This is a genomic window from Breznakia pachnodae, from assembly GCF_030814225.1.
GTDB lineage: Bacteria > Bacillota_I > Bacilli_A > Erysipelotrichales > Erysipelotrichaceae > Breznakia > Breznakia pachnodae.
The window spans coordinates 165,015-176,701 of record NZ_JAUSUR010000007.1; the positions used below are offsets into that span (position 1 = coordinate 165,015).

An 11,687-nucleotide genomic window follows, 5' to 3' on the forward strand; every position below is an offset into this window, starting at 1 on the left:
TTATAATTTTTCTCCATTTGTCTCGATTACCTGTTTATACCAATCAAAACTTTTCTTTTTTATTCTATTTAATGTTCCTTTCCCCTCGTCATCTTTATCTACATAGATAAATCCATAACGTTTTGCCATTTCACCTGTAGATGCACTTACTAAATCAATACATCCCCAAGTCGTATAACCAATCAAATCTACACCATCTTCAGTAGCATCTTTCATTGCTTGAATATGCTCTCTTAAATAATCAATTCGATAATCATCTTGAATACTTCCATCTTCTTCCATTATATCATTTGCACCAAGACCATTTTCAACTAGCATAATTGGTAACTGATAACGATCATAGATTTCATTTAATGAATAACGTAAACCCTTAGGATCAATCTGCCATCCCCACTCACTTGTTTCTAAGTTAGGGTTCTTTACATTTGTCAGAATATTTCCTTCTACTCTCTCCACATTTGGATCAGCAGTAGCACAACTACTCATATAATATGAGAAGGCAAAGAAATCAACGGTTCCTTCTTTTAGTAGTTCCTTATCATTATCTTCAAATTTAATCTCTACCCCTAAATCTTTGTAAAGACTTTCTGCATATGTTGGATATTCACCACGAATCATTACATCCGGACATAAGTAGTTCATTAAACGATTCATGTGTTGTGTTGCTAACATATCTTCTGGTTTACATGTCATTGGATATGTTGTCGCATAAATTGTCATACTTCCTATTTTATTATTCTCATCAATTTCATGTGCTAATTTAGTAGCTTTTGCCTGAGCAACAAACTGATGATGAAGTGCCTGGAAACGAAGTTGAGGAATGTCTACCTGATTCATAAAATCTTTACTTCCCCCATTTAGAATTCCTTGTGAAAGAAATGCCCCAAACTTAGCAACTGCTGAATTCACTTCATTGAATGGTAACCAATACTTTACTTTTCCTTTGTATCTTCTCACGATTGTCTCAAAGTATTTCAAGTAAAGATCAATCATCTTGCGTGATGCCCAACCATTGTATTTCTCAGTTAAAATATATGGCATTTCATAATGAGAAACAGTTACTAATGGTTCAATATTATATTTTAGACATTCATCAATTAAATTATCATAAAACTGTAATCCAGCTTCATTTGGTTTATCTTCTTCGCCAGTTGGATAAATTCTTGTCCAAGCAATTGAAAAACGGTATACCTTAAACCCCATCTGCGCAAATAATGCAATATCTTCTTTATAACGATGATAATGATCAATCGCCTCATGTGATGGGTACTCATATGCAGGATTTAAATCAGGAATAATCTGTTTGCTTTTGTATCTTGTTCCTGAAGTACATACATCTGATATTGAAATCCCCTTACCATCAACATTCCATGCACCTTCTAGTTGGTTCGCAGCAGTAGCTCCTCCCCATAAAAAATCTTCTTTAAATGTCATATTAACTCCTTTCGTTCACTTTAGTATGTGTGCTTTCGTTAACTGACATTTCCCCCTCTCTACAAAATAAAAACGTGGCACACTAACCTAAAAAAGATTAATATGGCCACGCCTATTACTTATAGTAACGTACCTAAATATTTTATATCATACATAGAAATCAAATGCAAGCGCTTTCTAGGAATATTGTTGCTTATACCTCATTATCAGGCAAGCAAGCCATAATAATTCCACCATCATTTGCATACATTGATGATAACGCTCCCGTTGGGATTACAATAACTTCTTTTAATGTATTACAACACTCCAGAAGTTTTTCTTTAATCTGCATTGCCTGACTTTCACAGTTACAATGTGTCATAATCAAACGCAATGAATCCATCTTTGCATTCTTCGTAAAATCATTCATCATTTCAACCATTTTTGTGAATGCCTTTTTAGTACCTCTTGCAATTTTTAATAATTCTATTTCTCCATCATTTGCTTTCATGATTGGACGAAGATTAAATGTAGAACTAGTAATTTTAGAGAACTTACTGATTCTTCCATTCTTAAATAAATTATCCAAATCAATCAGCGTAAATAAAGTTAATTGTTTTTCCACAAATTCTTCTGCTCGTTTAAATATCTCATCTGGATCTACTCCTTGATGAATTAAATCATTAATAAACAAAGCGATTGCTGTTTCACCACATGACGCACTTTTTGAATCAACTACAAATATTTTATGATTAGAAGCATCTTCACTTATCATTTGAGCTGCTGCACAAGCAGAATTATAAGAGCCACTTAACCTTGATGAAATGGTAATCACAAAACACACATCAAACTGACGCATTGCTTCTTCATATTCGCCAATTGATGGACAAGCTGATTTTGGTGTTTCCTTTGAAATCTTCATTTCATTTATAAATTCTTGAATATTTACTGTACCATCATCAACATAATTATGATTATTTATATCCATCTGAAATGGAATTAATGTAACATGAAGTTTACTTTGTAATTCCTCTGTTACATCACAACTACTGTCTGCAATAATACCTATCTTCATCTCATGATAATTTGTCATTTTGTATCCTTTCTTTAGTTATTGACACTTGTTCATAACTAAACATGTGTTATAATTCTTGTAAGTAAATTATAATATTGGAAGGAAACCTTAACAATATTCAAAGTAGTTACAAGTGTCAACTATTGAACAAATTGATACTAAGTGTCAAAGAAATGAGGTAATTATGGCTGATCGAAGAAATCGAAAAACGAAGAATGCTATTATTGAAGCATTTCTTAATATAGTAGAGAAAAAAGACATATCTAAAATTACAATTCTTGAGTTATGTGATAAAGCAGATATTAGTAGAGGAACTTTCTACTTACATTACCAAGATATTTATGAACTTTATTCTGAAATAGAAAGTGATACTTTAGTAGAAATTGGTGAGTTATTTGATAAATCACTGATGAATCGCAAACCTATATACTACGCTGACTTTTTAGAAAAGACTGCAGAATATTTATTGGATCATAAAAGAATAGCTAAACTTTTCTTAAATGAAAAAACCAGTTTTACATTTTTAAAAAGAGTAAAGTTTTACTTTGTAGATAAAGAAATCAAAGGTAAAGATGATAAAGAAGATACTTATGAAAACACATCTTATCAGGTTGCATACAAAGCAGCTGGTATCGTTGGTGTTCTTCAACAATGGGTAGAAACAGGGATGCAGTTATCACCTAAAGATTTATCAAAACTTATTAGAATATAAAAGGCGGACATATTGTCCACCTTTTTAGTCTAAGTCTTCACCATTACTGGCAATTACTTTTTTATACCAATAGAAAGAATCTTTTTTATAGCGATCAAATGTTCCATTTCCATAGTCATCTGCATCTACATAGATATATCCATAACGTTTACTTCTTTCTGTTGTACCTGCACTGACAATGTCTATTGGTCCCCAAGAAGTATAACCAATAATATCCACACCTTCTTCTATACAAACTCTCATTTCTCTGATATGTTCACGTAAATAGTCAATACGATAATCATCATGAATCGTTTTATCTTCTTCTAAAATATCTGTAGTTCCTAATCCATTTTCAGAAATGATGATTGGTTTCTTATAACGGTCCCAAACTTCATTAATTGCGATTCTAAATCCTATAGGGTCAATCTGAAATCCCCAGTCTGTAACCTTAAGATTTTCATTTTTAGCTTTTTTTGGATGGAATTCATCAAAATCATGTTCTGGTATAAATGATACCAATGATTGCTCATCGTGAATAGAACCTGCACATAATGAATAATAATAACTAAAAGAATTATAGTCTACTGTATTTTCTTTTAATAATTTTAAATCATCTTTTTCAATAACTAATTCTATTCCTTTTTTCTTAAAGTATGCCCATGCATAATTTGGATACTCACCTTTAGATAATATATCTAGGAAATAGTAATTTACACGATTTGCATATTGTGCAGCAAGAACATCATCTGGATGATTCGTTTTAGGATAATAAAGTGACATTCCTAACATCGATCCAATTTGAAAATCAGGATTTATAGATCTTGCAATTTTTGTTACTGATGCACTTGCTACTAATTGATGATGCAATGCCTGAAAAGTTGTTTGTAATTCATTTTCAGATTTTTCAATGAAAATTCCACCACCTGTATAAGCAAGATGCAAAATCATATTAATTTCATTAAATGGCATCCAGTACTTCACTTTATCTTTATATCGCTTAAATACTGTGGTTGCGTAGTTTTCAAAGAACTTTATTAATTTTCTATTTTCCCACCCATTATATTTGATAGATAGGTTTAGTGGTGTTTCATAATGAGATAATGTTACTAATGGTTCTATATTATATTTAGCTAGTTCATCAAATACATCATCATAGAATTTCAGTCCCTCTTCATTTGGTTCCTCGTCATCTCCATTAGGATAAATCCTTCCCCAATTTAGTGACATTCGAAAGACATTAAATCCCATCTCCGCAAATAGCTTAATATCTTCTTTATATCGATGATAAAAATCAACTCCCCAACGTTTTGGATAATATTCATCATCTCTTTTTCCATCTAAAATATTCTGTACTTCTTCCAATGACACAGTTTCCGTATTTGCACCTTTACTTACTGAGCGAGGTACAAATTTTACCATATCTGCTGTTGACAGACCTTTTCCGCCTTCATTATATGCTCCTTCTAATTGGTTGGCAGCAGTTGCACCTCCCCATAAGAAATCTTTTGGAAATTTACTCATTCTCAATTCCTCCTACTACATTCTTTTCTTTGTTTGCCATCTTCACAAATGGTAGATAAATTAATACACATATTACAAATATCACACATACTGATAATGCAGTTTCCCAAGATCCTGATGCTGACAGAAAGGCTTTAAATGGTTGTGGTGTTGTCCAACCAACATCAAGTGTTCCTGGTAATACTAAACCAGTAGATATCATAAGTGCTCCAAGTCCCATCGAAATAATTGGTGCTAAGATAAATGGAACAATCAGAAGTGGATTCAACACGATTGGTAGTCCAAAAATGATTGGTTCATTGATACAGAATAAACCAGGTATCAATGCTAGTTTTGCAATTTTTGTATAATCGTTTCGTTTCCAACTTTTGCTTCTAGATAGAATCAGAATCGCCACAATCAACGCAAGCGTATTTCCAGTTCCACCAATACATCCATAATTCTCAAATAAAACAAACCAGGTATATGGATGAGGAGAACCTGCTGTTGTAGCAGCTTCTGCCGCATATGCAATATTTGCGATATTCATTGATGCATAAATTGACAAGTAGATTGGTGATACTGTTGATGTTCCATGAATCCCAAATGACCATAATACCATTGCAATAAAAATCAGTAATAATGGTGTTAATGGACTTGTTCCAAGTGATTGAATCGGTGCCTGAAGCGCTCCATATACAAGTGCATTGATTCCTTCTGGCTCAATTTGCATAATAATAAAGGAAATAATTGAAGTAACTACTAATATAATTGCAGTTGGTATTGCCACCATAAATGATTTAATTACTTCAGGTGGAACTGTATCTGGCATTTTAATTTTCAGTTTATCAATTGTTGTTAATTTACTAAAGAAGAATCCTACCAGAAGACCCGTAATAATAGCTACAAATATTCCATTTGCACCTAGATATGCATCACTCATCATTCCATCTATTTTTGGCGTATATAATACAAAGAATGCTGCAATTGCTGTAATTCCTGCTTTGGTACCATCAGCATTATATTGTCTTGCCATATTACGAGCAATCAGCAATACAACAAATACTGCCATCATTGAAATCGTTCCATTTAGAACAGGGCTTAAAATAGCCTGATAATCATCTAATGATGGAATGATATTCACTAAATATTGACCAATAAATCCATTTGAACTTAAGAATACTACATTCACCATTACAACTAATGATCCAATTAATGTAAGTGGGAAAATCTGTAAGAACGCATCTCTTACTGCTACTAACCCTTTTACTGTATTTAATTTAGCTGCAACAGGCATAAAATATTTTTCCATTATATCGTTAAATTTATTCATATTTACCCCCTAGGTTTTATTTTCTATCATGTTAATTATTTGATTTATAACTTTTTCCCCATCTAACGTCCCATATGCTTGCATATCTACACACTCTACAGGCTTATCAGGAAACTTTTTCTTTATATCTTCAAGAAAGTATCTTACCTGTGGCCCTAATAAGATAATGTCAGCTTCCGGTCCCTTTTTATCAGCTTCCGATATTGCATAAGAATCTACATCATAATCCAATCCTTTCTCATGTGCTGCTTCCTTCATTCTACTAACTAAGATACTAGTAGACATCCCTGCTGCACAAAATAAAATAATATTCCGCTTCATTACTTTCTCCTTTCATTTTTATTTTGATTGATACAAATCACATATCTCTCTACATAAATCCAGACACACGGTTGCCATGGTTATATGGTCTTGCGCATGTACCATCAACAAGTCAATCGGATATTTATTGTTATCTCCATTTTTTTGGTCACTGAATAATATATCTGTTTGCACTTTATGAGCATTATTAAGCTCTTCTTGTGCTTCATCGAACTTTGCTGATGCTTGTTCAAATTCCTTTTGCTTAGCTAATCTCACTGCTTCCATTGATAACGAGTGTGAATTACCTGCATGTAAGATTAAAGTAAACGGTATTGTAGCTTCATCATTCATAATCGTTCCTCCTTAATTTCATTATAGATAGAATCTAAAGAAGTAACTCATTTGCTTTTTCCTTATCGATAAGGAAATAATGAACGATAAAAGAAAAGTATATGATTATCGTAAACATATACTCTCTCACTATTAATATTTTTCTAGCAGTTTTGAAAATGTATCAAATATTGGTTGCTTTAATAATTGTTGTACTGCATCTTTATCTTTAATCAGATTTGAAATTTTATCAAATAAAATCGAAAGATGGTTTTCTTTATTTTTAGCTCCACATAATAATAAAACGATTCTTACATTTCTTCCCTTCATCCAAGTTACTGGATAATCTAGGATACCAACCGATATACTTGTTTTTTCTGATATCAGATGATCCGGATGCGGAAGTGCTACATAATTTCCAAATGCAGTAAATCCAAACTCTTCTCTGCGAAGTACAGATTCATAAAGGTTATCATCGCAAGGATTGTAATTTTCAGTTTGTTTACACAACTGTTTTAATATTTCTTCTTTTGTTAGTTTCTCCTCAAAATGAATAAATAAATTCTCATTATAAAATTGCTCTACCTTAACTTCATGATCCAATAAAGCATACTTAATTGTGTTGATATCTTTTGTATCCATAAAATAATTTATTTTTATTGTTTTTTCTGGCATTCCATCAACTTTATCATAGGTAGTAAAAATTAAATCATATAAATCTACATCAATTGTGTTTAACTCAATAAAACTAACTATATTAAGTTGGTCAACATAATCACTAAAAATCTTTAAAAAATTATGGCGAATCAATAAAGTTTCTCCTTTTCTTGTTGAAGAAATAATTAAAACATTTTTACTTTGCTTGGATGCATTAATGTCTTCTAAAGCTTTAGAGAAGTGTACAGCTAGAAATCCTAATTCTCCTTCTACAACTTCAACGTTATATTTTTCTGATATTTTCTTTGCAGATATAACAGCTAAATCAAACGCCAGTGGACAGTTTAGTTTGATTTCATCGTTTAGATCATTTTTTATACTATAATGATATTTTGCACGATTAATTAAAGCAATGACATGTAAAGATAATGCTATTCTATTTTCAACTTGATTCATAAAGTTGATATGAACCATTTCATTAATTTCTTTAAATATTTCAGTTGTAACTTCATCAATATCTTCATCAATCGTATCTTCATCATAACTTCGTTTTCCCTTTAGATGAATTGCAAGATTTGTAATTTCATTTTCAGTTGAATGAATATCAAAAGTTATTTCTAATTGTTCCATGATTTTTTGCGCTAATTCATACTCATGTGCATAGTAAAGTTCATTATCTACATCACCTATAGTGTCAAGATAATGGTCTTGTTTCATTCTCTTAATTACATACATGATATGAATTATTAAATTTTGAACAACAACATCAGATACTTTATAATGACTATTCGTCAGAATATCTACTACAATATTTCCAACCTTTTTAATTAGTTCTTCTTCATCATTTAAGAAGATATCTATGTTTACCCTTTCATTGAGTATACATCTTCTTTTATTCTTTTCACTTCCCTCAATATACATTCCATATTTTGGTTTCACAATTATTTTTAAATCATATTTCGCAAGTGTTTCTCTTACAATATTTAAATCCTTTGTCATTCTTGATTCAGAAACAAAGAGTTCATTTAAAAGCATATCCTTTCTAATAAATCCCTTTACATTAAAAAAACGATAAAGAATGTGAGTAACACGTGAAGTAGTATCACTAAAATTTCTACAAATAATAGAATCATTTGCTTCGCTTAGAAAATATTCAAATTTTTTACTATCACCAATTGTTATTTGATAACCATATCCAGTTTTTGAGGTAATAATAGTACTATAGTCGTGTAAAGCCAAATCTAAAACTTTAATATCAGCTTGAATGGTTTTATCACTTACATTCAATCGTTTGGATAATTCTTTTGAAGACAGGTATCTATCTTGATTATCTGTAAGTTCTTTTAATAATCTAATTTGTCTGCTTTTCAACATATCATTTCGTTTATCTATTCCCTACTATAGATACGACTAACCTCCTTATGGCTTTCTCCTACATCCTTCTTTAATTTTATTGTATCAAATATTTATATAATTTAATATATGGCATCGTTATCCACGTGAGATTTATCAAATACTTCAAAAAAAGAAACCATATATTATAGTTTCTATGATTCTAAAATATATTAGTATATTTCCAATGACATATAAAAATGGAATCATCATAATAGTTCAAATGATTCCATTACCTACAATTATTATTAATTAGCAGTTATTAAAGTTAGGATCAATATCTCGCGGACTAAAATAACCTTTTATGCAATTAGGGTTTCTTATACATATTTGAACATGCGTTTTTTCATAAATCCCTGAATTATCATAGACTGGATTTCCTTCTATAAAAATCCCCTTTACAGAATCATACTCATATTTCTTATATCTTTTGTTTAGATTATGTAAATACTCAATAACTCTACAATCTAATTCTCTTAACAATAAATCTGTTCCCTTCTTTCCTATTTTGTTTGTTGGAACTTTCTCACCTAGATTTTCTAAATCATCTACCATATTAGAATATGATTTTTTTAATAATTCCAAATTAATAGTTTCATCTAAACTTAGACAATGTCCTAAATCTATTACTGCTCCTATAACTGCTGGATTTTTATTTTACTATAAGGATTCTTACTCTGATCTACTGCCCAATCATATGCTCTTTTATAGTTCCTCTCCCAAAAATATTGTCCATGTCCTAACCAATCATAATTATTTGTACTATTCTTCAACCTTTTACCATTCTTCATGACTTCGTCAAAAGTACTTTGATCACATCCATGAAATCCAATAATTAAATTAGATATTTTTGAATACATTTATTTTAGATCCTTTATCTTTCCGTCTTTCGTGATTAATCCTGCCCCATATAAATTATCGAATGCCAATTTACGCTTTTCACTTTCTGTCATTTTTTCTCTATCTTTATGCATTTTTTTCATAAATGCTATCATTCTTTTTGCATGTTTGTCATATTCACTTTCTGTATGTAATGGTTTCATATTATCAGTTCCTTTCTCGTTTGAATTTTACTTTCTTCTACTCATATATTAACATGAAACACAATCTCTCCTAAATAGAAACGTTTTTCCCTTTTCTTACAAATATCAACTATAATTTGATTAATATTGACTTTTTAACTATGATTTAGATAAAAGAAAAACTACTATTTCTAGTAGTCTTTGTTACACTATTCTTTATAAGGACACTTTATATCTTAAAGAACTTTATAGATAAGTGGTTCTTTTTCAATTTCATGGTCTTCAATCACAAGACAAGATCTCATATCTTCAATTAGACTGTCTTTAAATGAATCATTTACATAAAGTGTACATAAGACATCACCTTTTTTGATGTAATCATATCTCTTTTTATGAAGTACAATTCCTACACCATGATCAATCTTATCTTCAATTTGCATTCTTCCTGCACCCAGAGCACAAGATAACAATCCAATTTCTTTTACATGCACTGTATTTAGATATCCTTCCACATCTGCAATCACGTCAACGGTTTTATTAGAAATAGATAACAGGTCATAGTTATTGATTACTTCTCCATTACCGTGTTGATGCTCAATCATTTCTTTTAATTTTGCAAGTGCTGATCCATCCTTAATACATGCAACTACTTTTTCTCTTGCTTCTGCTTCATCCTTACAGATGCCAGCCATTGTTAGAATTGTACAAGATGAGTGTACACATAATTCATAGAAATCTTCATCATAATTTCCTTTTAAAGTTTCAATTGCTTCAAGGACTTCTAATGAATTTCCTACACTAGTGCCTAATACATCATTCATACTTGTGATTTCAGCTGCAACTTTACGTCCAACGCTTTCACCAATCTCAATCATGCGTTGAGCCAGTTCAATTGCATCCTCTTTATTATTCATGAATGCTCCATCACCACATTTAACATCCAGTAATATTACTTCACTACCTGCAGCAATTTTCTTTGACATTACACTAGAAGCAATTAATGGAATACTACTAACAGTTCCAGTTACATCGCGTAATGCATATAATTTCTTATCTGCATATACCATATCATTTGTCTGTCCAATAACTGCACATCCAATCTCTTCTACTTGCTTCATAAAATCTGCTTCACTAACTTCAACTTTTAACCCTGGAATTGATTCCAGTTTATCTAAGGTTCCACCAGTAAATGATAACCCTCTACCACTCATTTTAGCGACCTTACAGCCACAAACAGCAAGAATAGGTGCCAATACTAATGTTGTCTTGTCTCCTACTCCACCAGTCGAATGCTTGTCCACAAACACACCATCATAACCTGAGAAATTATAGGTTCTACCACTGGCAATCATTGCTTGAGTAAACACTGCAAGTTCTTCTTTGTTTAATGAATTAAAATAGATTGCCATAAGTAATGCAGATGCCTGATACTCAGCAATACTTCCATCACAATAAGCTTCAATAAAGTATTCAATTTCTTCTTTACTTAAGACAAATCCATCTCTTTTCTTTTCAATTATTTCAATTATGTTCATAAGTATACCTTTCCTGTTATTCATCTAAATCAGAAGAATCAAATGCAAAAGGAATCAATTCCTCTACTGTAGTTTCTCTGATTTCATGCTCGTTCGCAAGAGTAACTTTCGCATTCCTTGGAACCAGTTCCACCATTACCTGACGACATGCTCCACAAGGATAGGTAAGTTGTTTTGCCATAGTAACAATTACCATTTCTTCAATATCTTCCTTGCGCACACCTTGACTATATGCATAAAACAATGCACTGCGTTCTGCACAGTTTGATAAACCATAGGATGCATTTTCAATATTTGCACCAAAGTATTCTTTATCTTTTGTTTTTACACATGCAGCAACTTTAAAATTAGAGTATGGCACATAAGCATTTTTTAAATAAGCTCTTGTTTTTTCAATTAAACTATTCATGTAGTCCTCCTATTTTAAAAATAA

Annotated in this window: 13 protein-coding genes; 1 reads left to right on the forward strand and 12 read right to left on the reverse strand. The window is 31.2% G+C overall.

Features of this window, described 5'->3' with window-relative positions; genetic code table 11:
• Together J2S15_RS16860 and J2S15_RS16865 are read right to left on the reverse strand one after the other, a co-directional pair.
• Entirely contained in the window at positions 1-1,434 is a 1,434-nt protein-coding gene (locus J2S15_RS16860) for a glycoside hydrolase family 1 protein (protein ID WP_307410449.1), read from the reverse strand.
• Between the two features lie 193 nt (positions 1,435-1,627).
• Positions 1,628-2,506, reverse strand: coding sequence for a DegV family protein (locus J2S15_RS16865; RefSeq protein ID WP_307410451.1), 879 nt, complete (start codon positions 2,504-2,506; stop codon positions 1,628-1,630).
• Positions 2,507-2,672: 166 nt separating this feature from the next.
• Between J2S15_RS16865 and J2S15_RS16870 the strand changes: the two genes are divergently transcribed.
• Positions 2,673-3,200, forward strand: coding sequence for a TetR/AcrR family transcriptional regulator (locus J2S15_RS16870; protein ID WP_307410452.1), 528 nt, complete (start codon positions 2,673-2,675; stop codon positions 3,198-3,200).
• Between the two features lie 24 nt (positions 3,201-3,224).
• Here J2S15_RS16870 and J2S15_RS16875 read toward each other — a convergent pair whose 3' ends face one another.
• The 10 genes from J2S15_RS16875 to cdd form a co-directional block, all read right to left on the reverse strand.
• Positions 3,225-4,703, reverse strand: a complete 1,479-nt coding sequence (locus J2S15_RS16875; protein WP_307410454.1) for a glycoside hydrolase family 1 protein — start codon at positions 4,701-4,703, stop codon at positions 3,225-3,227.
• On the reverse strand, positions 4,696-6,015 hold the full coding sequence (locus tag J2S15_RS16880; protein ID WP_307410456.1) for a PTS sugar transporter subunit IIC: 1,320 nt from the start codon (positions 6,013-6,015) through the stop codon (positions 4,696-4,698). Before J2S15_RS16880 ends, J2S15_RS16875 begins: the two co-directional genes overlap by 8 nt.
• A gap of 9 nt (positions 6,016-6,024) precedes the next feature.
• A complete protein-coding gene (locus J2S15_RS16885; RefSeq protein ID WP_307410459.1) occupies positions 6,025-6,336 on the reverse strand; it encodes a PTS sugar transporter subunit IIB in 312 nt (103 codons plus the stop codon).
• 18 nt (positions 6,337-6,354) lie between these two features.
• A complete protein-coding gene (locus J2S15_RS16890) occupies positions 6,355-6,669 on the reverse strand; it encodes a PTS sugar transporter subunit IIA (protein WP_307410461.1) in 315 nt (104 codons plus the stop codon).
• A gap of 132 nt (positions 6,670-6,801) precedes the next feature.
• A complete protein-coding gene (locus J2S15_RS16895; RefSeq protein WP_307410463.1) occupies positions 6,802-8,679 on the reverse strand; it encodes a BglG family transcription antiterminator in 1,878 nt (625 codons plus the stop codon).
• A 270-nt stretch (positions 8,680-8,949) separates the two neighbouring features.
• A complete protein-coding gene (locus J2S15_RS16900) occupies positions 8,950-9,282 on the reverse strand; it encodes a hypothetical protein (protein WP_307410466.1) in 333 nt (110 codons plus the stop codon).
• 50 nt (positions 9,283-9,332) lie between these two features.
• Positions 9,333-9,557: a hypothetical protein gene (locus J2S15_RS16905; protein ID WP_307410468.1), complete on the reverse strand. Its 225-nt coding sequence runs from the start codon at positions 9,555-9,557 to the stop codon at positions 9,333-9,335.
• On the reverse strand, positions 9,558-9,740 hold the full coding sequence (locus tag J2S15_RS16910; protein WP_307410470.1) for a hypothetical protein: 183 nt from the start codon (positions 9,738-9,740) through the stop codon (positions 9,558-9,560).
• A gap of 215 nt (positions 9,741-9,955) precedes the next feature.
• Positions 9,956-11,254, reverse strand: a complete 1,299-nt coding sequence (locus J2S15_RS16915; RefSeq protein WP_307410473.1) for a thymidine phosphorylase — start codon at positions 11,252-11,254, stop codon at positions 9,956-9,958.
• Between the two features lie 16 nt (positions 11,255-11,270).
• Positions 11,271-11,663 carry a cytidine deaminase gene (gene cdd / locus J2S15_RS16920; protein ID WP_307410476.1) on the reverse strand — a complete coding sequence of 131 codons (393 nt, stop codon included), beginning with the start codon at positions 11,661-11,663 and terminating at the stop codon, positions 11,271-11,273.
• Between the last annotated feature and the right edge of the window lie 24 nt (positions 11,664-11,687).

What these genes read in the sequence shown, in the direction of transcription:
- J2S15_RS16865 (WP_307410451.1), bottom strand. Translation starts at nt 2,506, where the DNA reads ATGACAAATTATCATGAGATGAAGATAGGTATTATTGCAGACAGTAGT.
- J2S15_RS16880 (WP_307410456.1), bottom strand. Translation starts at nt 6,015, where the DNA reads ATGAATAAATTTAACGATATAATGGAAAAATATTTTATGCCTGTTGCA.
- J2S15_RS16910 (WP_307410470.1), bottom strand. Translation starts at nt 9,740, where the DNA reads ATGAAACCATTACATACAGAAAGTGAATATGACAAACATGCAAAAAGA.
- J2S15_RS16915 (WP_307410473.1), bottom strand. Translation starts at nt 11,254, where the DNA reads ATGAACATAATTGAAATAATTGAAAAGAAAAGAGATGGATTTGTCTTA.
- J2S15_RS16905 (WP_307410468.1), bottom strand. Translation starts at nt 9,557, where the DNA reads ATGTATTCAAAAATATCTAATTTAATTATTGGATTTCATGGATGTGAT.
- J2S15_RS16890 (WP_307410461.1), bottom strand. Translation starts at nt 6,669, where the DNA reads ATGAATGATGAAGCTACAATACCGTTTACTTTAATCTTACATGCAGGT.
- J2S15_RS16870 (WP_307410452.1), top strand. Translation starts at nt 2,673, where the DNA reads ATGGCTGATCGAAGAAATCGAAAAACGAAGAATGCTATTATTGAAGCA.
- J2S15_RS16860 (WP_307410449.1), bottom strand. Translation starts at nt 1,434, where the DNA reads ATGACATTTAAAGAAGATTTTTTATGGGGAGGAGCTACTGCTGCGAAC.
- cdd (WP_307410476.1), bottom strand. Translation starts at nt 11,663, where the DNA reads ATGAATAGTTTAATTGAAAAAACAAGAGCTTATTTAAAAAATGCTTAT.
- J2S15_RS16885 (WP_307410459.1), bottom strand. Translation starts at nt 6,336, where the DNA reads ATGAAGCGGAATATTATTTTATTTTGTGCAGCAGGGATGTCTACTAGT.
- J2S15_RS16875 (WP_307410454.1), bottom strand. Translation starts at nt 4,703, where the DNA reads ATGAGTAAATTTCCAAAAGATTTCTTATGGGGAGGTGCAACTGCTGCC.
- J2S15_RS16895 (WP_307410463.1), bottom strand. Translation starts at nt 8,679, where the DNA reads ATGTTGAAAAGCAGACAAATTAGATTATTAAAAGAACTTACAGATAAT.